Here is a 23,822-nt window from a genome sequence, read left to right as displayed (position 1 = left end):
ACTTCATATTAATCATTTTAGTTAATTTTAAATAATCAGTATACTTATAGCAAGCTTTTCTTTATTTATTACTATTTACGATCTGGCTGGGGTAAGAAATTGATGAATGTTTAGGAAATCTTATTACAGGATATATTGTATTGTGATTACAATTCTTGTTTCGAAGATCTGAAATAAATGGATTTTCTGGACAACATTTAAGAGTTAGCATTAAAATAGATTTTCTTTAGCCAGACAAAAGTAATTGAAAATGAAGGAGGATAATGATGAAAAATAAAAAAATAATAAGAACTATTTTTTCTCTATTGGCGGTACTTATGTTAACTGCTTGTACAGCTGACAATGAAGAAAAGGATCCTAAGAAGGAAACAACTGACAATCAAGCGGAGCAAAACGAAAATACAAATATGGATTCCGATTCTCACGCAAATATGGAACATTCAAGTTCAGGAGAAGTCCCAGAGAAATTAAAGATTGCAGAACACCCTACATACGATATTGGTACCCATGCAATTATTGAAACAGATCATATGGAAGGGATGAAAGGTGCTGAGGCAACCATTGTTGGGGCGTATGACACTACTGCTTACTCTATTTCATATACTCCAACAAACGGTGGAGAACCAGTGAAAGATCACAAATGGGTTATCCATGAAGAAATAAAAGATGCAGGTGAAGCACCTTTAGAATCTGGAACAGAAGTGACCATTGAGGCATCCCATATGAAAGGAATGGAAGGTGCAACGGGTGTGATTGATTCTGCTGAAGAAACAACCGTATATATGGTTGATTACACTTCAACTAATGATGGAGACGAAGTGAAAAATCATAAGTGGGTCACAGAAAATGAACTATCACCTATTGAATAGTGTCTAGACAAAAGGAAATTAAACAGGTAAGAGAGCTTATGCCAAAAATGGATAGGCTCTTTTTACTTTATTTTCTTTACTTTTCACCTAGCGTTGAACCTTGAAAAGCCTATTTATTTCGGCAATTTTTACATACTTGAATGGTTTTATTTGTATCTGTTTGATGGGAATATAATAACTTGATTCTTTTTCTGGCGCATAAGGGGCATTCCCCCCGCCCTTTAGATGGAAACCTGTATAAAGTCTTGCCACGGTATCTTTTCGCCATGTTCACCCGCCCCTAAAGTAAGATTCAACTACTCTATATATAATGATGGAAAGGAATAAATATTGATGGGCATTTTACTCATATTATCTTTTCTTTTGAAAATATTTTATGCCAACAAAAACTTGTATGACTTAATAATTTCAGCGTGCTTTAGACTGTGTTAGATAAGAGAAACATCCAGATGGTACATTGTGCTTACCTCGGTTGTAGAAATTTTACTAACGGTATTCCCCCATCTACATTGACGATTTGTATACTATCGTATACAATAAGTATTACTTCGAGATGTATACTGATGTATACATCGGATAGGAGAGCTATAATGAAAAATGAAGATTTTAGGGAAATAAAGAAAGAAAGACATCATCATGGCGGGCGTCATAAGACAAAAGATGTTTCTGCAATGCGTGGGGCAAAAACATTTCGCCGTGGAAGAGCCATTGCTTTTTTGGAGATAATGAACCTAAAGCGTGCCACCATTAAGCAACAGTTAGATGAACCAGAGTTTCAATCTATTAAGCAAATTTTAGTTGGTGAATTAAAAGCCCTCGATATGGTAATCAACGAATTTGTTCAATTATTTGAAATACAAGAACATGAAACAAAAGAACAGCCTAATAAGATAATAGAAAAAATGAAGAAATCTGTTTTGGACGATAAAGATTCTATAGATAATAGTGAGAAAGGAATGGATTTGAATGAAACAAATTAACAATTATATCGATTCCGTATTTACTAGCCAAGATGATATTTTGGAGGAAGTCATCTTGTCCATAAAAGATAATGGTATGCCTTCTATATCAGTATCACCCTCTTCCGGAAAACTACTGACCATGCTTGTATCCATTTCAGGAGCTAAAAATGTTCTTGAAATAGGAGCTTTAGGCGGCTATAGTGGAATTTGCCTAGCTAGAGGATTCGATAAAACAGGTAATTTAACTTCCCTTGAATTAGAGGAGAAATATGCAAAGCTAGCACATAGCAATCTATCTAAAGCTGGTTTTGGCGATCAAGTAACATATATTACTGGAACAGCTTTGCTTAGTCTCGAAAAACTGGTTGGTGAAAATGAGCGGTTTGATTTTTTCTTTATTGATGCTGATAAAGATAATTATGGAAACTATCTTAATCACTGTATAAAACTGGCAGAACCTGGAGCCATAATCGTTACTGATAACGTGCTCGCTAGAGGTAGTGTTGCAGATGTAGAGATTAAACCTAAACGTTATACTGAAGCAATGAAAAAATTCAATGAAACGGTGGCTAATCATCCTCAACTAGAATCTTTACTTATCCCAATTGGTGATGGGATGACAATTTCAAAAGTAAAGAAATAAAAAAAGCTAGGGAAATGCTGCGCTTCGTTTCTTTGACCTTAATGATAGGTATGATATTAAAAAACAATAAAGTTACTTAATTTTCAAATCTAAAACAAGCATAACCCCGACCTAAATTTAGAACGGGGTTAAAATATACTAGTTTAATTTTCGATATAATACTTTCACTGTCCTCAAAATATAACAATATAGTCGTATAAGAATCTAAGGTTAACTTAACAATAGCACTCAATTCTGGAAGAAAGTTATTTACTAATAACTTTCTGCTTTTTTGCTATAAATTTCATAAGCAAAGTATCCAAATAACATACCTAACCCAGCTCCAAAAACAATTGATGTTAGAAGGGAAAGCGAGAAAATTATGCTAAGAAGTACAGCAACAGCAGAACCAATCATCATTCCAAATGGTATCAAACTATCCAATAAATTTTGAGCACCTTTTGACTTTTTCTTACCCAGTGTGCCTTTCTTATATTTATGCTTCATTCTAAAAACAACAAATACTGCAATCCCTCCCACTATTATCATGGGAAGCAAGATACGCACAATTTCTGGGACTATGCCCATATTAGCACTCCCTTTCCATCGGACTTTAATTAAGGCAATTTTAACATACTTTTCGGCAAGATAGCCTTTTGCGGAAAATAATTGTATGCTTTTAGATTCTTGAAATAAATTTAATTTCCAACTTTATCTACTTGTTTTAATTTTGCGAGAAGGAACTAACAAAGATCTTATGTCCTTATCTTCATTATTATCATTTTTTAAGTTCTTGGTTAACGTTACTCTTAATGCCTTGTCAATATTTTCATCATTTACATACAATTTCTCACCAGAAACCCATCTATTCCCCAGTAAACGAGCTTTCGGTAATATATGCAGAAAATTTCGTTGAACAACATGACTGGCGTTTTTTAACAACTTTATTAGGGTTTAGACGTCTTAATTGTAAATTATTCAACTATATTATCTCTGTACATTAATCTATTCCTTTACTTTATTATATCCTTGTTCTCCATATGGTTGAAGCTGATTTAACCATTTCTTCTCTAGCTCAAGCAACGCTTCCTTTTCATTAAAATATGGATCATCTTGCTTTTTTAGGATTTCTAATATATCAAAATTGAAAGCACCCTTTCCTAATTGGTGCCAATCAGCTTGAAGTGCTTTATTCATATGAGTGTCGTTTTCAAGGCTGAATTTTACACCGTTTAATGTTTTTAGATTTGGAGTACTTCCGATAAATACTTTTCCATTTTCATTATTTTTAATTTGATATACTCCAGCCTCAACTGTTATTTCTTTATAAAGTTGCTTTAGTTGTTTTTTACGATCCATTTTGTTCCCTACTTTCATTATTTTTTCAGCCAATATCGGCTCCCGTCTACTTTACGATCAATCAATCCATATTCGATTAAATATCTTCTGATTAAAGCATAGTCCTCATAGATATCTTTCAAGATATGATTTAATTCCTTCTCATCATAAGTACGTTCATTTTCTAACTTCTTTGTAACTTCTCGAAGGATAACAAGTCTTTGCTTTTCCTTCGGAGGAAAACTCCTTAAACTTCCATTTAGCTCTTCAGGAAAGAATTTTTGAATGATCTCCTCTTGTTCTTCTGCTGTAATATTATATCGATCATCCACCATTCGGGCTGTTTTGTGAGGGGCTATAAAAGCTGGCGCATACTGGTCTTTTTCTTTTAATAATTCCATCATTGTTAAAAAGGTCTTTGCTTGACGTTCTTTCTCTTTTAAGGCAAAACGGTGATGCCTAATTGTAGAGGTACTTCCGACGCCAGTTTCCTCTTGGACTTCCTTATCACTTTTCCCCTGATAAAATAGTCGTAGGAGATGATTCTGATGATCAGTAATTCCTGTCAATTTCTTATCAAGTCCGATTAAATATTCGAATACCGATAGATGGGTAACTTCGATATGAATTCGCATGTATCTTTCAGCTTCATAAAGAACATCCTCATGAGTATAAATAATTCCTTTTTCTATTTTCTCGCCACATAGTAGGCACATATATGAATCAGACTTTTGAATATATCCCTTTTTAAGCTCTTCTATTGAAGCATTCCAAAAATAATCTGAAACATTCAATATATAAACACATCCACTCTTTGTTAGGTATTTAAAGAACGTTATTAATAAACGTTGGTTATACAGCTAACATAATAACTAAAAGTTTGAAAAAGGTCAATAGACTCTAAATATTATCAATAGTTTTTTACTCAGTATTTAGTTAAATAAAAAAATCGATTCCTATACAGCAGGAAATCGATTTTTTCAGATATAATATTGTCTACCATTTAATAATTCCAATAAGTTAACCCTACCCCATTTTATTTATGATAGGTGGTATCTCAGCTAAATCTTCGACTATAAAATTTGCATCAACTTTATTCCACTGTAAGTTCTTTTTCCAAATACTCTTCATTCCAACAATTTGGGATGCTTTACAATCATTTACCGGATGATCTCCTACAAATACACTTTGATTTGGTAGTGCATTCAACTGCTTCAATGCTCTAGTAAATATTTGCGGATCAGGTTTCTTTATTTTTTCCCATTCAGAGATCAAGATAGCTTGAAAGTATTGTTCAATGCCTAATGCCTTTATATTATCCATTTGAAACTGCCCATACCCATTTGTAATTATCCCTAAAATAAACTTATTATTACTCAATTCTTCTAGCATACTGTGAAGATGGGGAAATGGAACACAATCATGCTTAAATTCATTTACATAATCTAGAAGTAATTCCTCCCAATTCAGCTTTTTAATATCAAATTCCATGACTAATTGTTGATAAACTTTATCTTTCCAAACATATCCATGATTATCAAGTTCTGTGAATCTTTGAGTATATTTTTCCTTTGGTATATGGCCTATATAATTATTCAATCGTTCATATTGGTTATCTATGAATAACTGTACTGATTTATCTCGGTCTAATAAAGTTCCATCTAAATCAAATAGAATAGCATTAATCATCAGTAGCCTACTCCTCATCATATAAATTTTACTCATTAATTGAAAACTACCTCATGTGTACTATAAGCTAAAAATTCACAAAGAAGTCTTGGGTACCGTTAGTGGGCAGTTGCCTGATTTGGACGTGTTGATTTAGTGCTCAACAACTTAGATAACACGCTAGCGACTCTTTGAACAATTGTTTTTGAAAACCTACATACCTTATAAAGCATTTGAAAATTCGGTCTTAAGTTTTTTCAAAAATAGCCCAGCAGCAGCGGAAAAAACTGTTGCTTTTTCCAAACAATATTTAAGCCAGATTCAAGTCTTTTAGCGGTCTAAAACAAAGATTACTATTACTAGACGTATTTACTATTTTATCAAGGGTTATTGCATAGCCAATGCCCTCTCAACTATGATAGCAGCATTATATGCAAGATTATAGGTAGTTACAACGTTTAACTTATCAAAACTTTCACCAAACCGATCCGCAAAATGATTTTTAGAAAAGGTCTGTTTGATGGCATGCCTTGAACAGATCAACGGAACATTTAATAGATCCATTGCTTGAATGATATATTTAGAGGCAATTGGAAATGCTTTGGCAGGGAAATTACTTACTAAAAACGCAAATATATCCGTAGTAGTTTTCCCATTTGCCTTGTGAACCATTTATATCATATTATTCTTATTTGGTCAGTTTACCTTGGCTATGGCAGCCTTACTTTAATGTGGCGAATATTTACAGGTATAGGAGCTAATATTGGATTATGTCTCTAGCTCCCGAGACTCCTAATTTTGCAAATGGTTTATTTTTAACATCTGCTAACTTAGGAACAATGATTGGTGCTACTGTTGGCGGATTATTTATTGCAGAGTCAGATACATCATATATTATCTGTATAGGATTTCCATCTTTGCTATTAAGTGTCGTATTTATTTTACTGAGAAACTACAAATATAGTCCTAAAACAAATCAACTTGATAGTTAAAAAATGACTCGATTTCCAGTATCCGTTAATTCAAAATGAAGGAAATAGCATATCAACTAGGAGGAAAGCTAACCTTATTAGTAGAATAATATATACAGGCAACTAGTAAATATAAGGAAGTGACCCATGAACTACAAAGCAATTATTTTCGATTTGGACAATACCTTATTAAATTATTCTGTTAGTGAATTAAAATCCATGCAACACACAGTAAAAGAACACGGATTAATCCAAAATGAGGCATTTATCTGGGATACTTTTTGGAAGCTCTTTAGTAAAAACAATATGTCTTATTGGAATGCAAGAAAAAATGCTGGCTATAGTATCTATCAAATGCTGGAATATTCTTTTCGAGATACGTTAAAAGAGCTTAAACTAGATACCTCTGCATCCATGATATTAGCTAATTTGTATTGGGATACTTTTTGTAAAGCCTGTGATTTTGAAGATTATGCAAAGGATTTGTTATCTCAGCTTCACGGCAGATACAGTTTAGCGATTATCTCTAACGGCATAGGCGAAGCACAAAGAGGTAGACTCGCAGCAGGTGGAATCGACCACTACTTTGATACGTTGGTTATTTCGGATGAGGTCGGGCATTGGAAACCAGACAAAAAAATATTTGATGAAGCTTTAAAACGATTAAACATAAACCATACAGAAGCTTTATTTATTGGGGATTCATTGATTGATGATTATCATGGTGCAGTAAACGCTGGATTAGATTTTTGTTACTATAATCGAACGGCAAAAGCGATCGAAAATAATATTCGGCCTAAATATGTCATCGATAATCTAAAAGCAATCAGCAATTTTATAGAAGTATAATCTATATCACTCAAAATAGATAAGGATGAGGCGCTTAATATAACCATATTCTTCGTTCATTAGCTAAAGAATCTTAATCGCCTCTTTAAAAAATTCTATAAATGTACTTGCTTCTTTCGTTTCCACTTTTGTTAAAACATAAGTGGAGGATGTAGGTGGAATAATTCTACCTGGTCTTATTTCCATTAGTTGATTCTTTCTAATTTCATCTCTAACCATTGTGGATGGTATGTAAGATATTCCAAGACCCTCTTCTATAAATTTTTTTGTAATTTCCATTTGGTTGACCACCATTGTTCGCACATTCGGGTAATGTTTTTTTATATCTCCGAGTAGTGTATCCCAGTAGTCAGGATGGTTATGGGTAATTAATCTATATTTTTTTAATACGTTAGATTCATCAAGCCTATCCCCTATCAGATCTACATTTGGTCCAACTAAAATGACTGGCTCCTCATGTACAATATTGCAATTTATATTTGTTTGTATCGGTCTTATTCTTGTTAAGCCAAGATCTGCCCTTCCCGCATTAACCTCCTCTCCTATTTCATATGATTTAAGTACATTAATAATGACCTCTATATGAGGGTTTTTCTCCATAAAAAATCGCAAAATAGATGGCAAGATAGATGAGGCAATTTGTGGTGCTGTTGCAATAACTAATTTACGATTATATCCTTGTTTCCATAATTCAAAGTCCTCTAGCCCTTGTTCATATTTTGCAATTATATTTTTGGCATATGGAAGAAAATGATGACCAGCTGATGTTAGAGTGACTGTTTTCCCTACTCTATCAAATAAATGAATATGAAGATCATCTTCTAGTCTCTTTATATGTTTTGTGATTGCGGGCTGTGTTAGAAAAAGCTCTTCTGCCGTTTTGCGGAAATTTTCATATTTCGCTGCAATAATAAATGTTTTTAACCATTTTATATCCATCTCATTTCCTCCCCTTGTAATAACAGACAGTTATCAATTAACTCATTTTTTGTTAATTTTCTTTATTACTTGCATCAATTATAATCTAATTAACCGGAATATACAGTACATTTTGAAATTATTAAATACAAAGGGATGAGGGAGATTTAGTTGAATAAACAACAAAAGCAATTGAGGAAAGACACGTGGAATGCTCAATTATATGATATAAAACATTCATTTGTTTCGATGTATGGAGATACATTGGTGGAATTATTAGATCCGAAACAAGGAGAAAGAATCCTTGATCTTGGCTGTGGTACAGGTGATTTGGCTAAAAAGTTATATGACCTTAAAACAGATATTATCGGTGTAGACAAATCCGATCATATGGTCACTCAAGCAAGAAAAAAGTATCCAAATATTAAATTTTCTGTTTGCGATGCAACAGTACTAAGCTATGATCATGAATTTGATGCGGTATTTTCCAATGCCGCAATTCATTGGATCAAACAGCCAAAACAAGCGCTTCATTGCATTTTTAATAGCTTAAAGCCAGGTGGACGATTTATCGCAGAATTTGGCGGAAAAGGAAATGTGCAATCAATAACAGATGAAATTAGGAAGCAATTTAAAAGACTGGATCTTGAGTTCAAAGAGGAACAATTCCCTTGGTATTTTCCAAGCATTGGTGAATATTCAAGCTTAATGGAGGCAGTAGGATTTAAGGTTACCTTTGCGCAACACTATGATAGACCAACCCAGTTAGATGGTGATCATGGATTAAGTAATTGGATTGAGATGTTTTGTATGGATATACTTAAACATGTGGACGAAGATAGTAAGGACAAAATTATAAGAAATGCTGAAAAAAATTTAATAGACATCTTATATAAAGACGGTAATTGGATAGCTGACTATAAAAGAATTCGCGTCATTGGGGTAAAAGCATGATGATAAGAAACTATCCGTTCTTTTTAAAACACCGATGGATTAAAAACAAAAAATAATAACATTAAAAGTTTTTTCATTTAATCATCCTAAATTGGGTCCATATGATTATATTAATAAATACCCACGAGACCATACATAAACAAAAAGACAAAGATAAAACTTAATACTGCTCCCATGATTGTATTGTTATTGGTACTTCTTTCAGCTTTTAGATTTTTCAACAGTGAAATAAGATTTAGAAACCATAACATGCCTACGAAAGGTATTGCTATGAAAATGATAAGAAAGAACAATATATCCCTTCCTTTCCAATTGTATATGAATAAACCTCTATAACTACGTCCCTTTTAGATCGTGGTTATAGAGGCGTTACATTAGTTTATAAATGAAAAACTATTTGTTTTTTCTTCTTGCTTATCCTTTTGTAATATTTGATTTATGGCTGTTAGGTAGGCCTTGGCACTCGCTTTAATAATATCAGTATCCATCCCTCTTCCTGAATAGGAATGGCCATCTTTTTCAACCTTTACCGTTACCTCTCCAACCGCATCTTTTCCAATGTTTTTTGAGCGTATAGAATAATCTTGTAGTTGAAATTGATCCCCTATTAACTTTTCAATCCCATTAAAAAGTGCATCAATTACTCCGTTTCCTTCTGTAGTGTTTCGTGTGCGATTTTGCTTTTCATCCATAAGCTCAATCGTTACTTCAGCATGTTCGTTTGGATAAGCTATCGCTAGATCAGTCAATTCATAACGATGTTGCATATTTATAAAATCCTTATTTATTAATAGATGAATATCATCATCGATCACATATTTCTTTTTATCAATTACCATTTTAAAATGCTCAAAAGCATTTGCTAGTTCTCCTTCTGTTAAATGATAACCTAAATGTTCCAACTTCTTTTTTAGTGCATGGCGCCCAGAGTGTTTTCCAAGGACAATCGTACTTGTCGAAATGCCAACCGTTTCCGGCTTAATAATTTCATATGTGGAAGACTCTTTCAGCATGCCATCTTGATGAATGCCAGATTCATGAGCAAATGCATGATCTCCAACTATTGCTTTATTCGCTTGTACTGCCATTCCAGTATAATGGCTTACAAGTTTACTTGTATGATATATCTCATTTAACACGATATTCGATTTAGCTTGGTAAATATCCTGTCTTGTTTCAAGTGTAAGAGCAATTTCTTCAATTGCTGTATTTCCTGCTCTTTCTCCGATGCCATTGATTGTTCCTTCAATCTGGTCTACACCGGCATGAATGGCTGCCATCGTATTTGCTGTAGCCATGCCAAGATCATTATGACAATGTGTACTCAATAGTATATTATCAACGCGTGGCACGTTTTCTCTTACTTTCCTAAACATATCTCCAAATGTTTCGGGAGAGGCGTATCCAACCGTATCTGGGAGATTAATCACAGTTGCCCCCGCCTGAATTGCACGATCAACGACTTCGTACATGAAATCAAACTCTGTTCTGCTTGCATCTTCCAATGAAAATTCAATTTCCGAAAAAAAGTTTTTCCCGAATTTAATCGCCATTTCCGCTGTTTCAATCACTTGATCTTTTGTCATATTTAGTTTATATTTTCGGTGTATGGGTGAAGTCGCAAGGACAATATGCAGACAAGGTGTTGCAGCACCTTTTAATGCCGTTCTTGCGGCTTCTATATCATTTTTATGTGCTCTAGCCAAAACGGCAATACTCGTGTTACGCACTGCTTTCGATATAGCTTGCACATTTTGAATTTCTCCCGGAGAGGATGCTGGAAATCCAGCTTCAATTCGATCGATTCCTAGTTTTTCTAGCTGTAAAGCGATTTCCACCTTCTCTTCAATTGTTAGATGGACCCCTGGAGATTGTTCCCCATCCCGCAGAGTTGTATCAAACATATGGATTTTCCTCATTTTTATTCCTCCTTTGATTTTTGAAATAAAAAAACTCCTATCGCCCCCTTGTATATAGATACAAGGGACGATAGGAGTCTTATTTCCAACGTGGTACCACCCTAATTCACTTTTTTATAAGTTATAAAAAAGTCTCAGTTTCATGCCCTTAACGCAGGTCAAACGGATTTTCTTACTGTTCATTCAGAAAATCAGCTAAAAGGTGAGTTGATAGAAGATTACCCTAATACTCTCAGCGCCGTATTAGTCTCTGTCCGATAATTTATTCTATCTTGATCCTTCTCCATGCTATTGTCTATATTTTCTAATACATTAAATCTTTTTATATAAAATGTCAACCCTTAGAAAGTAATTATGGCAATTGAACGAAAATTTTTATTGCATCGTTATCTTTCTTTGTATTATATTGATTCTTTCATCAATTGTTGCGCTTTGTTGATCGATTGCTTATATCCTTTAGGCATAAATATATTTTCGATTTCGTCTAAATGAAACCATTTATAAGCAACATGTTCTTCGCTAATTTTTATTTTTGATAAATCATTACAATAGAGAAAATAAGTGACTATAAATACAAATTTCCCTGCAAAAACTTCATATACCCAAGAATCAATCATGTTTATCACTTCACATTTTATTCCTAGTTCTTCTTCCGTTTCTCTTTGCACACAAATTTCCGGTTGCTCATTTTTTTCTAGCCTGCCGCCCGGTAACTCCCATTCATCTCTTTCATTTTTGAGTAATAAAACATTGTCATCTATTATAATGACCCCTTTAATTGAAATAGACATTTTAAAACTCAAATAAACACCTCCACGGTCAAGCTGCTCTTCTGTTTCATTTAAACTCAATTTAGAAAGGTTATAGTTTATCATTTAAACAGTATTTGTTAATTTTTTGCGTTTTTTCCAAATAACCAATTTTCAACGAGGTTTAATATATATTCTCTATGCTATTCTGAATGATCTTACGTAACTGTAATAACTGATTTTTCAAAGTGGTTTTATCACTGCGCCATTCCATTTTAGGACCTGTTCCTCCATATTCAAGTGTTAAATATTTTGCATGTGTGTGTTGCAGTGTAAGTTTAAGTAAATCATAGTCTATTTCTTGCATTTCTAAATGCCTATCTCTTAATCCAACACCTGGAAACATGGCTGGTCCACTTACGTGGATTTCACGGACTTGATGAAGCGGCATAGCAAAAAGATATTCATTTAGATCTTCATTCCGATGCCACGCAGCTACGCGCAAATGCGCCAAATCTAACATAAATCCAACTCCAACCTGTTGACAAACTTGCTCAATTACCTCTGGATCTGTCGCAGGTCTTAAGGTTCCCTTAAAATCATAGTAAGGTACATTTTCAATTAATAAATCAACAGAGATTTGTTCTTTACAATATGTCACTCCTTTGACTAAAGATTCTAATATTTCTTCTTTTGAGACAGCTTCATTTATCCAATACCTTGGAAGAGATGATAGATGGATAGCAATATGTGGTGCACCACATGCTTCAATTGCTCTATTAATATCATCCCAATTCAATTTATCTAAATTTGGTTGTCCAGCATTTGGTAATATGTGCAGATGTACAGGCTTTATCGGTCGTGCAAATGGAAGTTCTTCCCACACTTTATCTTCTCTAGATAGCTTTATCCAATCCACATCTATATGTTTTTGGTTAATTAATGCTAGAAGTTCTTCAGAATAATTGCAGCCTAATTCCATACCCATCCTAATTTTCCCCTTTTCAAAAATTCGTAATCGTTTTGTATTCTAATATTCCGTTTTTTCTCAATATAGCCATACCAACTTTTTTCTATTAAGTTTAAAGCTGTTATCATTCTTCCTTAGGGTTTATCCCTCCTAGTATAAATCATAATATCAAAGGATTTTTCTATAGACCTATTATTCGTATAATTACGGTTGCATAACTTATGTTCATTTCCGCAAGGGGAAAAAGAAAGAATCCTTTCATATTTCAAGGTCATATTTATATCATTATTTTTCTAAAGAACAACTTTGAAAAACTTGCCCTAGTATGCTATTTATTGTACCAGAAGTTCTTTCCGTATAGAGTAAAATAATAGAATTTTCCTTTTTTTATGCTTTATAGGCGCTCTTTCTTCTTGCTATTAAACTGTAGTCTTTAAATATAGTGTTAATCTATTAAGCAAATATTAAGAAATATGTGGTACTATTATTTAGAAGAAGGTCGAATGGCTTTTGGAAAGGGGTATTCAAATGAATCAAAATGAAAAAAATACAGAAACCTTATTTACGAAAGCGTTTACACAAAATCCATATCCTGTTTATACTAAATTAAGAGAGGAAGATCCTGTCCCCTATGTACTGCTTCCAGATGGTCAATATGCATGGATGATCACAAGATATGAAGATGCGGTCGCGGCTTTGAAAGAACAAAGATTTATCAAAGATTTTACAAAATTTTATGAGGAAGATATGGAAAATGCCGATCTATTTAGTAAAAACATGCTTTTCGCAGACCCACCAGATCATAAGAGATTAAGAGGGCTTGTTTCAAAAGCTTTTACCCCACAATTAATTGCTGGGATGAGAGATAGAATCCAAGAGATTACCGATGAGCTGCTAGAGGAAATAGCTGGGAAGAAAAATGTGAATCTCATTGATGAATTTGCTTTCCCTTTACCGATTATTGTTATTTGTGAAATGCTTGGAATTCCTACAGATGATCGTGATAAGTTTCGTATTTGGTCTAATTCGATCATTGAAGATCCAAATGGTGGGTATGATGAAAAAGTTCAACAACATATGAATGACTTTGTACAATACCTCCAAAAGAGATTTGCGTATGTCCGAGAGAACCCAGGAAATGGTTTGATCAGCCAATTAATTATTGCTGAAGAAAAAGGGGATCAACTAACAGAACAAGAATTATATGGCGTCGTAACATTATTAATTATCGCAGGACACGAAACAACAGTTAACTTAATTGGCAATGCTGTAATGGCATTATTAGAACATCCACGCCAGCTTGCGTTACTAAAAAATCAACCTGAATTAATACACACTGCTATTGAAGAAGCGCTACGCTTCAATGATCCAGTTGAATTTAGTACTTCTCGCTGGGCAGCTGAAAGCTTTGAGTTTAAAGGAAAATCAATAAGTAAAGGCGATTTAGTGATTGTTGTCCTTAATTCAGCGAACCATGATCCAAATCAATTTAAAGATCCAGATGTATTCGATATTACTCGGGGTAAAAGTAGACATTTAGCATTTGGAAAAGGTATTCACGCCTGTTTAGGTGCGCCCCTTGCTCGTTTAGAAGGTGAGATCGCGATTAATAGTCTCATCCAACGTTACCCAAATATTAAATTAAATATAGATAAAAATGACCTTGAGTGGAGATCAGGCATGATTGTTAGAGGGGTAAAAGAACTTCCAGTTACCTTGTAAGTAATTACTTAAAAACAACAAAAAATGGTGGAGACTAACCTAGCTCCATCATTTTTTGTTTTGTAAAGTATAGCTAAAGATTATATTCTATTAAGATTGTTTATTTCTCCATATTATCCGAGAATCCCTTACTGTAATCGTTTGCTCACATCCAGAAATTAACTATAGACCAGCTCTTTTTCGCGTAAAGCAAGTGTCTCCGCGGTTAAAGTATGAATTTCGTGCAGAAGTTCTGGATTTTCCATTAGTGATACGCCATAAGAAGGAATCATTTCTTTAATTTTTGGTTCCCAATCTATCATATGTTGTGGGAAACACTTATTTATTACCTCTAACATAACGTGAACAGCAGTGGATGCACCTGGAGAAGCTCCTAGTAATGCTGCAATCGATCCGTCAGCGGCACTAACTACTTCCGTACCAAATTGAAGTGTTCCTTTGCCGCCTTCAACAGTATCTTTGATAACTTGGACACGCTGGCCAGCTACTACTAAATCCCAATCCTCGCTCTTAGCGTTGGGGATAAACTCTCGTAATTCTTCCATGCGTTGTTCTTTCGTTAACATAACTTGCTGGATCAGGTATTTTGTTAATGACATTTCTTTCACACCTGCCGCCAACATAGTTAAGACATTATGTGGCTTGACGGAAGTTAATAAATCGAACATTGAACCTGTTTTTAAGAACTTCGGTGAAAAGCCGGCAAATGGGCCAAATAGCAATGATTTTTTATTATCGATATATCGTGTATCAAGATGTGGAACAGACATTGGTGGAGCACCAACTTTAGCTTTTCCGTATACCTTTGCATGATGTTGCGCAATAATTTCCGGATTATTACACGCCATAAAAATGCCGCTTACTGGAAATCCGCCAATGTGTTTCCCTTCTGGAATTCCAGACTTTTGCAGTAAATGCAGGCTTCCACCTCCGCCCCCAATAAAAACGAATTTTGCATTATGATGTTCGATGCTACCGCTTTCGATATTATGCACTTTTAATTCCCAAGAGCCGTCACTAGCACGTTTCATATTATCAACACTATGTTTATATTTGATATCAACGTTTTTATTTTGTAAGTGATCAAACAACATATGCGTTAAGGCACTAAAATTGACATCCGTTCCAGAGTCAATTTTTGTAGCCGCAATCACTTCATTTGATGGACGACCTTGCATAATAAGTGGAATCCATTCCATCAATTTTGCTGGAGCATCAGAAAATTCCATCCCTTGAAACAGAGGATTGTTTGACAGCGCTTCAAAACGTTTCTTCAAAAAAGCCACATTTTTATCTCCTTGTACCATACTCATATGAGGTAATGGTCTGATAAAGTCCTCTGGATTTTTTATCAGCTCATGGTTTACAAGATAGGACCAAAACTGTGTTGAAAGTTGAAACTGTTCATTAATTTTAATAGCTTTGCTAATATCGATAGATCCGTCCGGTTTTTCAGTTGTGTAATTAAGCTCACAAAGTGCCGCATGGCCTGTTCCTGCATTATTCCATTCGTTTGAGCTTTCTTCTCCTGCATTTTCAAGCTTTTCAAACACTTTAATTTCCCAATCAGGTACTAACTCTTTAAGGAATGTACCCAAAGTTGCACTCATGATTCCAGCGCCAATTAAGATGACGTCTGTTTTATTTCCTCTGTTGCTCATTCTAACCTTCCTCACTCTCTATATTGGCAGAAAGGATGTAGGCGCTTCTGCATAGACGTCACAGCTTTTCTGTCTCATTTATAAGCATATCATAATACATACAAATATTAATAGATTTAAATATCTACTATTAATATATTATAAAGATTTTGTTTTTGTGATGAATTGAACGTAATCTGTCCTTTATATTTTTTCATTAATTGCTTTAGAGATATATTCAATGTTTTATTTAATCCAATTTGGAATATGACGCCCAAAATATTTACCGATTTTCTCCACTTCAGTCATTATTCGCTTTACCCCGTCGTCAGATAAAAACCAGTTTTCTTTAGTTATCCCAGTACTATCTATCACAGGAGAAACGAAAAACACCGTTTCTTTCGGGAATACCGTTTGATAAGTTAATAGGGCTCGACGAGCATGACTTGTTTTACAGACTAATATAACTTTACTAGGCTGTATTCCTGTTTCCTCTAGGACTTCTAACGAAAACCGTGCATTTTCAAAAGTGTTTTGCGCTTTATTTCCCTTTAAAATGGCTTCTGCAGGTACTCCTTTCGCAATGCCAATATTTCGTAAGAATTCCCATTCAGTATTTTCTATACGTGGCGTTGCTCCACCAGATGGCAGTATGTATGGCGCTAATCCCAGTTGATACAAAGAAGCTGCTTTTTCCATTAGTTGAGGTTGGCTCGCGCCAGGAACTAGAATCACATCTGCTGAAACAATTTCCGTTTCATAGAAAATAAAGTTGGTAATACAATCAAATGGAAATGACATTGTCCCTGCTCCTTTCTATTTTTATAGCTGGATACTTTTGATAAGTATCCAGCTATAAGAACCCCGCTTAGCCTAAAAGATTAGCATGTCTCCCGCAGATCCTTTCTCGAAGTAGCCCTATGTAAGATTACATGAGGTTCAAGTACACATATAGCATTTAAGGGTTCAAAAAGATATTTTAACTATTTTTTGTAGAAAAATTCGACGTGCTTCAAAAAAACAACAAACAATGACGTCACCCTACTTCGCTAGGTATTTATTATTCTTTTATTTTCAATCCTAACATTCTAGCAAATCCGATGGCTTGTTCAGTAGAAACTTCGCATCCGTTTAAATCTTCTAGCGACACGCTAAGGCTTTGAAATGAAGTGCTACTAATATCTATCCCTTTGAGAGATGTTTGTGAAAAATTCACATCATTTAAATCACTTCGTTGGTACTGTACCTTTTTGAATTTACATTGGTAAAAATCAGCATTTTGGAGTGAGCAGTCGGCAAACATGACTTGCTTTAAACTAGCGAAACCAAATGAACTTAAATTTAAATTACATTGGTTAAACGAAACATTTACTAAACTCGCTTCTGAGAGATTAATACCTAATATCTTTGAAGACTTGAATTCGACTTTATGAATGCTGCCCCCCATAAAATCAACATTCGATAAATCGCAATTATCAAAAATAACATCTGTTAGCTCGATATTTCTAAAAGACACTTCGTTAAAAGTTACATTTTTAAAAATTACTTTTGAAAACTCAATTTTATCCATTTTCTCTCTGTCAATCGTACAATTAGCGATTATACAATTCATAAGATATGGTTCTTCTTGATAATATATTTCCTGAAAGTTTGCCGATGCTAAATCTTCTGGTATTTTTGGTTTTTCTATTTTCATTACTATAATCTCACCTTTACTTAAATTATTCTAATCTAGTTAGATCCCTTACTTTTTATAACGTTATGATTTTTAGTATATCGTATTTTGAACTATTTTCATTACGATAGCTCATTTCGTTACTTCCCCATTGGTATCACCTAAGAAATTCAACTAGCATTCTCCCCTTACTTTATTATCCAATAATCATTAACTTTAGCAAAAAACCAAGTAATGTTCCTAAAAACATAGAGGACAATGTCCCCAACAAAAAGTATTCCGCCCAATTTCGATCGTCTAACTGTTTAAAACGTGCAATCGATTTGGCAGTTACAATAAAAGCGATTGCAGGGTACGCACCGACAGTCGTTAATAAGATAACTAATAATCTCTCTATATAGCCAATTAGCTTTCCACGGGAAAGGAGCGGATTAGCATATGTAATATAATGATATTCACCACTAAAATCATGCTTAACTCGTGTTTTTCCATTCTCCACTTCTGTTAATTTATTTTTTAATGAGAATTGCCCTTCAAAATTTGCAAGTTGTGATGGCAATGATCCTAATATTAATTTAATTATATGTCCGCTAACACTCGTAGCTAAAATATAGATAATAAGAATAAAAAGCAGCGCATTTATAGTATTTAATCTAATTGCGTCATTTTCACCTAATAATTGTAGAAGCCACTTCTGTAACGTACTAGCTTTTAAATGAAAGAAAGTCATACCTGTGATGATAAGCATGATAATATGTAGCACCTGATCTAATAAGAAAAATCCTAACTTTCTTAAGTTATCTTCGTTTGTAACTTTTATCGTGTCGAGCAGTTTTATTTTCGTTACATCAATAATAAAATGTGTCACGATAATAAAGCATAAAGGTAAAATAAAATAACCAACCATGTTTGAAAATTGATAGTAATAACCCCAGAAGATAGTTAATACTAAAGCTGTTGTGAAAAAGTGATGCAGTAAATGTCTTTTTATTCTTTTTAACTTATTTTTCACCATTTCATCTGTTTGTAGCCAGAAGTCTGCTATTAAATGTGCAATAATGAGCAATAATAAAAGCATTGATTCCCTCCTACCTCTATTTATTAATTACAAAATAGTCATGGATATGCTTGTTTATTGTCGATTTAATATTATTTTGTAAATGATCATTGGCTGTTTGTGGTTTGATGTCTGAAAAGCTATCTAGATTCGTTTGAAGGGAATCCATTACTTGCACTATATTATTGAAAGCAGCAATAATCTCTTCACAATTCCCTTTTTTCATATGACTTGAGATAGTAGAGGCAGATCTGCCAATGTAATCCCCAACTTTATTTTGCTGTTGCAAAATTAAAAACAATGAACAGACGAGCGATTGAATATTTGTTTGTTGATTTATGTGATGTTGTTGTAATGTTAGAATGGTATTTATCAGTAATTCAAATTCTGATCTGTATAAATGGTAGTTATTCTCAGAGTAATTAGTAGCATAAAATTGATCTAGCGCAAAGTTAAATTGTGACCTATTTTGGCCCTTTTGTTTCAATAAATCATTAGCATGTCTTGCTTGTTTCATCAATGGGTGAATCCATGTTTCTATATTAAGCGTATGTACCTCATTTTGAATGTCGCCAAATGACAAACCAAAATATGGTTTGTGATTGTTGAATTTCCATACACGACTTATATAAAATGCAAGTGTGTAAGCAGTTGCGTAGCCACTACTAATAACGACTAATTCGTCTCCAGAACGGTGAATGACTTTCGTCGTTCTAATATCTTTCGTCCATAAAGATATCGTTTTTTCTAATTGTTGAAGATAATTACTTAGTTCTCCTCCCATATTCTCTTTAGAAGAATTACTTACATCCATGATAAAAACTGAGACCGGATAAGTTGTCATATACTCCTCCATCATGTTTTAATTTAAAAACTCATTGTTGCACAAATAAATTCGACTATATAATCAAATATACTAGTTATTCGATTATATAGTCAAACTTAAAGGATGTTCGTTCAATTAATCAAACTCCTCTTTATGTTTATATTCTGAATAGCATTTAACTTACTAAAAAAAATTGTAAAACATAAAGGGTATCTCGGCATAAATAGACCAACCTCATTTGATGTGGTTGGCCCATTTGTTCATTAAGTGATTACATGCAAACAAGAACTTGCCTAGAAAATGATCCTTTTTTCGCAACGCAACGATCCATCATTTTAAAGCCAGCTTCTGCCAACATTTGATCAATCGTTTCAATTGTGATGATTACAACCTTTTTTGCAAAGCGACGCGCATGTTGTAAAATTGCAAGTTGTTCATCCGGCGTGATGTGAGTAAATAAATTGTAAGGCATATCAATAATAGCAACATCATAATCCGTTGTAACGTCTGAAATAGGACCTAAAGTGACATCTCCATCAAGGCCAAAATGAGCAATGTTTTCCCTTGAGCCTATGGCAACAAGGGGATTAATGTCACGGCCAACAATATTGATATTCATCGATAAAGCTTCTACTAATACTGTACCAATTCCGCAACATGGGTCAATTGCACGTACGCCAGTTGGGTCCGGTACTGCAATATTAGCAACTGCTCTAGCAACACGTGTGCTTAATGCAGTAGAATAACTGCGCGGTTTTTTTACATGATGCAACCAGACTGGTTCACTTTTCACATATTTTCCAAAATACCAATATTCATTAAACACTAATATACCAAAATGATTATCTGGTTGTTTAAAATCAGGTTCCCCTTCAATTTGTAAACCAATGTCCCGCTCAATTTGCCGTCTCTGTTCATGACCAAGTCTTTTGGAAGCATCAAGATCATTATTATTGAGACTGGTTACTTTGAATGTGGAATCATTTAAGTTAATTTCCTTTACTTGATCTAATATAGCTTGTAGGCTCTCCCCTTCATACATTATTTCAATCCGTTGTTTCATGAATGGACTTCTACTTGGATCAACCTTTTTCGAACTTTTTAATACATTTGTATTAGAATCAACGCCAAAAAAGGCACGCATCTCCAGCTGACATAAATCTTTTTCATCTTCATGACAACTATAGGTATAAATAAACACCGGTAAACGGTTTTGATTTTCCAATATATTCCCTCCAAAAGAAAAAGCGCTCCAACCAGTGGTTGTGAAGCTGCTTTATGTTCAACATATAGAAAGCATCTCTATTTTTCTTCTATGGTTTCCCCTAATTTAAATAAAAATTGATATATTAAACGATAGGCCTCTCCTATCGATAATTCTTCAGAATACCCATTGATATAGTCCAATGAAAAATTTACATTCCACAACCCATCATCCTGATTAAATAAAATATTAAATTTCGCTTCTTCCTCACCATGTAAATTTTGTTCTAAATAGGATTTTAACAAACCAGCATATTTCTTCTGACATTTCAAACCAAGCATGACAGTATATATTTCAAATACATCATCAGCCTCTATGGAAATTGCATCAACATCAATAATATCAAACCATTTAGATTCTAAATATACAAATTCATTCCTATTTGTTTTTAAATATGTGATAGGTTGATTTAGAAAATCGGGAGCTGCTTTTGCAATTAAATCTTCCGTCTCTTTATCACAGCGTTCGATATATGCGTCTATAAAACGTGAACTAGCATCTTTCTCTATTAATGTAACTTTGTCAATGTTATCAGCAGATAGTAATTGATGTTTCACCACGTAATCCTTTTCTTCTTTATATAATTCCATTTTTTTATTATGTAGATTTTGTTGCTCTTCTATAGTTTCTACAATATATTGTTTCATTTGCTTATTTAACATTCTTTAAATCCTCCTAACGATTAAGCCCGTTGTTATTTCTTTAAACAAGTATATCTTAGATTGCTTATTAAGTCTTTGATTTTACGCTTGTATTTACATGTCTTGTTTTTTTAGATAAACAAGTATGTTTCGATTATTATACAATTTCGTTTGTATAAACCTCGTATTTTTTGTAATAAAATACTTCCAATTGTATTTTTATACAAAACGGTCGTGATTAATGATAAAAAACCTATACCGTAAGTAAGTATAGGAAACAATCTAACCGATAAACTGGATAAGTTCTTTGTTGAATTTTTCCAATTCGTCGTAAAATAGACCATGGCCACTGAATGTAAACGGGATGAGTTTCGAGTCTCTGATCCCAGCATGCATGAACTCAGCAAGTACAAACGGACAAATTTTATCTTGTTTACCATGGAAGATATTTGTTGGTACTTGAATTTTTGTTAAGTCATTTCGTAGATCTTCATCGCGCAGGGAGACTAAGCCCATAGCAGTTGCATGACCAGATGCATTAATTCCTAGTCCGCGGAACCACTCTTTGAATTCCTCTGTTAAATAACGCTCAAAAAAGATATCACCGAAATTTGCTAGCATTTTGGGACGATCTGTATAAGTAGTTTTTATTAATTTATTTACCTCGTCTCTTTCTAGACCATACAGAAAATCTGCGCGTTTTGTAAAAACTGGTGCTGCCGCACTAATAAGGGCTAATTTAGCAACTTTATGTCCCGCGTGACGGACCATATACCGTATGGATATTGCACCACCCATTGAAAAACCCGCTAGAATGATATTCTCTAAACCAAGAGTATCTATCACCATTCTAATATCATCAGCTAAACGATCATACGAATAACCTTCCCAAGGATGATCTGATTTTCCGTATCCGCGTAAATCTAGCGCAATACAGCGGTAACCCATTTTCGGGAGTTGATTAAGCTGATATTCAAACATATTGTGATTAACTGGCCATCCATGGATAAATAAAATCGTTTTATTACTATGATAAGGCTTGATATCTTCAACATAAATATTTACATTAGGCTCTACAGGGATATAGTAACCCATATTTCCCTCCTTATGGACATTTATTAAATGCCTAACGTCATTGTATGATCAAAATAAAATTGGGCATGTTGTCCATGAATAAAGCGATGAGCTATGTAGAACCGTCTATCTATGGAAATTATTTACTTACAAGCTGATATCAACATTTTCCTTTCTTGGATACTAAGTTTTAATCTGCATCAACCATCTCTACTTTCATATCCATGCATTTACTATTTTATCAGGCAAGAAAAGATGTCTTTAGAAGAAAAATTAGCTGTCTCTTCCTATTACTAGCTGTTAGCATCCGGTTACTAGCCATCATCCAAGGTATACTGGGGCGATTGAAGTGATCTTTCTGGCCGCGGAAAGCAACATACTGGCGGTCGTAGCCCAACTACTTTTCGATGTAGAATACAAAAAAACTGCCGTGACATTCACGACAGCCGAGCGAAATAAACTTATTTGAACCAGTCCTTTTTATGTGATTGTTTGAGCATTTTTTTACGGTTCGGTATTTCTATTTTATCAAGCAGGAGCGAAAAATAGTTACGGATATACTTCGATTTATCAGAACTTCTTAGTACATTTCTCTTATTTGTCATCACTTCTAATTTTGGATCATTAGGTATGGTCTCTTGGTTTTCTCCATTAGTTGGTTCAGGGGCAAATATGAGAGATCCACTGTGTATAAGACGAATAGAATTAGCTAATTCCTGACTCGGATTGTCCTTCAAGAAATAGCCTTTCACATTGACCTTTTTCGCTTGTTGAACAAAGCCCGAACGTGCAAATGTGGTTAAAATAATGATTTTGCAGCTTTGTCCATTCAATTCTTCCGCAACTTCCATTGCACTTTTATTATGCATCTCATTATCAATAATACATATATCTGGTTGGAGTTGTTGAATAAGAGAAATAGCCTCCTCTCCATTGCTCGCCTTACCAACTACAACCATATCTTCTTCCAAGTTAATTAGTGAACCTAAGGCTCCTAACATCATCGGTTGCTTTTCAGCGATGACGATTCGAATCAATTAAGTACCTCCTTCTTACATTTCATGTATTATTGTTTAGGTCACTTAACTGAAAAGCAAAACTCCTTGTCCTTAAGATTTCTTAGACAAAGGAGTT

General features: G+C 34.0%; 25 protein-coding genes, 1 pseudogene and 1 other annotated feature. Of the genes and pseudogenes, 7 read left to right on the top strand and 19 right to left on the bottom strand.

What is annotated here, in order from left to right:
• Positions 1-266 precede the first annotated feature (266 nt).
• A complete protein-coding gene (locus tag BLE01S_RS06350; protein WP_066138582.1) occupies positions 267-869 on the top strand; it encodes a YdhK family protein in 603 nt (200 codons plus the stop codon).
• Positions 870-978: 109 nt separating this feature from the next.
• Here BLE01S_RS06350 and BLE01S_RS21520 read toward each other — a convergent pair whose 3' ends face one another.
• Positions 979-1,137: a hypothetical protein gene (locus BLE01S_RS21520; RefSeq protein ID WP_490715082.1), complete on the bottom strand. Its 159-nt coding sequence runs from the start codon at positions 1,135-1,137 to the stop codon at positions 979-981.
• Between the two features lie 322 nt (positions 1,138-1,459).
• Here BLE01S_RS21520 and BLE01S_RS06345 point away from each other — a divergent pair, with 322 nt between their 5' ends.
• Together BLE01S_RS06345 and BLE01S_RS06340 are read left to right on the top strand one after the other, a co-directional pair.
• Entirely contained in the window at positions 1,460-1,849 is a 390-nt protein-coding gene (locus BLE01S_RS06345; RefSeq protein ID WP_066138578.1) for a hypothetical protein, read from the top strand.
• On the top strand, positions 1,836-2,474 hold the full coding sequence (locus BLE01S_RS06340) for an O-methyltransferase (RefSeq protein WP_066138575.1): 639 nt from the start codon (positions 1,836-1,838) through the stop codon (positions 2,472-2,474). Before BLE01S_RS06345 ends, BLE01S_RS06340 begins: the two co-directional genes overlap by 14 nt.
• A gap of 252 nt (positions 2,475-2,726) precedes the next feature.
• Here BLE01S_RS06340 and BLE01S_RS06335 read toward each other — a convergent pair whose 3' ends face one another.
• The 5 genes and pseudogenes from BLE01S_RS06335 to BLE01S_RS06315 form a co-directional block, all read right to left on the bottom strand.
• Positions 2,727-3,041 (bottom strand): hypothetical protein, encoded by a 315-nt coding sequence (locus BLE01S_RS06335; RefSeq protein WP_066138572.1) that lies wholly within the window; start codon positions 3,039-3,041, stop codon positions 2,727-2,729.
• A 417-nt stretch (positions 3,042-3,458) separates the two neighbouring features.
• On the bottom strand, positions 3,459-3,812 hold the full coding sequence (locus BLE01S_RS06330; protein WP_066140969.1) for a GIY-YIG nuclease family protein: 354 nt from the start codon (positions 3,810-3,812) through the stop codon (positions 3,459-3,461).
• Positions 3,813-3,829: 17 nt separating this feature from the next.
• A complete protein-coding gene (locus BLE01S_RS06325) occupies positions 3,830-4,585 on the bottom strand; it encodes a DUF2087 domain-containing protein (protein WP_066138569.1) in 756 nt (251 codons plus the stop codon).
• A gap of 232 nt (positions 4,586-4,817) precedes the next feature.
• Entirely contained in the window at positions 4,818-5,480 is a 663-nt protein-coding gene (locus BLE01S_RS06320) for an HAD family hydrolase (RefSeq protein ID WP_066138566.1), read from the bottom strand.
• A 201-nt stretch (positions 5,481-5,681) separates the two neighbouring features.
• Positions 5,682-6,098, bottom strand: a pseudogene (locus tag BLE01S_RS06315) (type 2 periplasmic-binding domain-containing protein); the annotation flags it as partial.
• 131 nt (positions 6,099-6,229) lie between these two features.
• Here BLE01S_RS06315 and BLE01S_RS06310 point away from each other — a divergent pair.
• Both BLE01S_RS06310 and BLE01S_RS06305 read left to right on the top strand, forming a co-directional pair.
• Positions 6,230-6,451 carry a hypothetical protein gene (locus BLE01S_RS06310; protein ID WP_066138563.1) on the top strand — a complete coding sequence of 74 codons (222 nt, stop codon included), beginning with the start codon at positions 6,230-6,232 and terminating at the stop codon, positions 6,449-6,451.
• A 126-nt stretch (positions 6,452-6,577) separates the two neighbouring features.
• Positions 6,578-7,279 carry an HAD family hydrolase gene (locus BLE01S_RS06305; protein ID WP_066138560.1) on the top strand — a complete coding sequence of 234 codons (702 nt, stop codon included), beginning with the start codon at positions 6,578-6,580 and terminating at the stop codon, positions 7,277-7,279.
• Positions 7,280-7,342: 63 nt separating this feature from the next.
• Here BLE01S_RS06305 and BLE01S_RS06300 read toward each other — a convergent pair whose 3' ends face one another.
• On the bottom strand, positions 7,343-8,218 hold the full coding sequence (locus BLE01S_RS06300) for a LysR family transcriptional regulator (protein WP_066138556.1): 876 nt from the start codon (positions 8,216-8,218) through the stop codon (positions 7,343-7,345).
• Positions 8,219-8,446: 228 nt separating this feature from the next.
• Here BLE01S_RS06300 and BLE01S_RS06295 point away from each other — a divergent pair, with 228 nt between their 5' ends.
• Positions 8,447-9,151: a class I SAM-dependent methyltransferase gene (locus BLE01S_RS06295; protein ID WP_082788670.1), complete on the top strand. Its 705-nt coding sequence runs from the start codon at positions 8,447-8,449 to the stop codon at positions 9,149-9,151.
• A gap of 374 nt (positions 9,152-9,525) precedes the next feature.
• On the opposite strand, the gene BLE01S_RS06285 is transcribed toward BLE01S_RS06295, so the two are convergent.
• The 3 genes from BLE01S_RS06285 to BLE01S_RS06275 all read right to left on the bottom strand — a co-directional run bounded on the left by BLE01S_RS06285 (position 9,526) and on the right by BLE01S_RS06275 (position 12,807).
• The gene (locus BLE01S_RS06285) at positions 9,526-11,070 is read right to left on the bottom strand and encodes a 2-isopropylmalate synthase (RefSeq protein WP_066138547.1); all 1,545 of its coding nucleotides are present in this window, start codon (positions 11,068-11,070) and stop codon (positions 9,526-9,528) included.
• Between the two features lie 60 nt (positions 11,071-11,130).
• Positions 11,131-11,365: a binding site (T-box leader), on the bottom strand.
• A 106-nt stretch (positions 11,366-11,471) separates the two neighbouring features.
• The gene (locus BLE01S_RS06280) at positions 11,472-11,873 is read right to left on the bottom strand and encodes an NUDIX hydrolase (RefSeq protein WP_066138543.1); all 402 of its coding nucleotides are present in this window, start codon (positions 11,871-11,873) and stop codon (positions 11,472-11,474) included.
• A gap of 130 nt (positions 11,874-12,003) precedes the next feature.
• Positions 12,004-12,807, bottom strand: coding sequence for a multinuclear nonheme iron-dependent oxidase (locus BLE01S_RS06275; RefSeq protein ID WP_066138539.1), 804 nt, complete (start codon positions 12,805-12,807; stop codon positions 12,004-12,006).
• A gap of 510 nt (positions 12,808-13,317) precedes the next feature.
• On the opposite strand from BLE01S_RS06275, the gene BLE01S_RS06270 reads away from it, so the two are divergent.
• A complete protein-coding gene (locus tag BLE01S_RS06270; RefSeq protein ID WP_066138485.1) occupies positions 13,318-14,511 on the top strand; it encodes a cytochrome P450 family protein in 1,194 nt (397 codons plus the stop codon).
• Positions 14,512-14,669: 158 nt separating this feature from the next.
• On the opposite strand, the gene BLE01S_RS06265 is transcribed toward BLE01S_RS06270, so the two are convergent.
• From BLE01S_RS06265 to BLE01S_RS06225, 9 genes are all read right to left on the bottom strand, one after another.
• Positions 14,670-16,172: a malate:quinone oxidoreductase gene (locus tag BLE01S_RS06265; protein WP_066138482.1), complete on the bottom strand. Its 1,503-nt coding sequence runs from the start codon at positions 16,170-16,172 to the stop codon at positions 14,670-14,672.
• Between the two features lie 225 nt (positions 16,173-16,397).
• A complete protein-coding gene (locus tag BLE01S_RS06260) occupies positions 16,398-16,952 on the bottom strand; it encodes a YdcF family protein (protein WP_066138480.1) in 555 nt (184 codons plus the stop codon).
• Positions 16,953-17,211: 259 nt separating this feature from the next.
• Complete coding sequence (locus BLE01S_RS06255; protein ID WP_066138478.1) at positions 17,212-17,847, bottom strand: pentapeptide repeat-containing protein; 636 nt, start codon at positions 17,845-17,847, stop codon at positions 17,212-17,214.
• A gap of 175 nt (positions 17,848-18,022) precedes the next feature.
• Complete coding sequence (locus tag BLE01S_RS06250; protein WP_066138475.1) at positions 18,023-18,904, bottom strand: DUF3307 domain-containing protein; 882 nt, start codon at positions 18,902-18,904, stop codon at positions 18,023-18,025.
• A gap of 16 nt (positions 18,905-18,920) precedes the next feature.
• A complete protein-coding gene (locus BLE01S_RS06245; protein ID WP_066138473.1) occupies positions 18,921-19,727 on the bottom strand; it encodes a hypothetical protein in 807 nt (268 codons plus the stop codon).
• A 253-nt stretch (positions 19,728-19,980) separates the two neighbouring features.
• A complete protein-coding gene (locus BLE01S_RS06240; RefSeq protein ID WP_066138471.1) occupies positions 19,981-20,934 on the bottom strand; it encodes a TRM11 family SAM-dependent methyltransferase in 954 nt (317 codons plus the stop codon).
• A 77-nt stretch (positions 20,935-21,011) separates the two neighbouring features.
• The gene (locus BLE01S_RS06235; protein ID WP_066138469.1) at positions 21,012-21,635 is read right to left on the bottom strand and encodes a branched-chain amino acid aminotransferase; all 624 of its coding nucleotides are present in this window, start codon (positions 21,633-21,635) and stop codon (positions 21,012-21,014) included.
• A 261-nt stretch (positions 21,636-21,896) separates the two neighbouring features.
• Positions 21,897-22,709 (bottom strand): alpha/beta fold hydrolase, encoded by an 813-nt coding sequence (locus BLE01S_RS06230; protein WP_066138468.1) that lies wholly within the window; start codon positions 22,707-22,709, stop codon positions 21,897-21,899.
• A gap of 440 nt (positions 22,710-23,149) precedes the next feature.
• Positions 23,150-23,725, bottom strand: coding sequence for a response regulator (locus tag BLE01S_RS06225; RefSeq protein WP_066138467.1), 576 nt, complete (start codon positions 23,723-23,725; stop codon positions 23,150-23,152).
• Positions 23,726-23,822: the final 97 nt, after the last annotated feature.

The organism is Lederbergia lenta NBRC 16444, from assembly GCF_001591545.1.
In the GTDB taxonomy this organism is placed as follows: Bacteria; Bacillota; Bacilli; order Bacillales; family Bacillaceae_C; genus Lederbergia; species Lederbergia lenta.
This window is presented reverse-complemented; position numbering and strand designations above follow the sequence as displayed.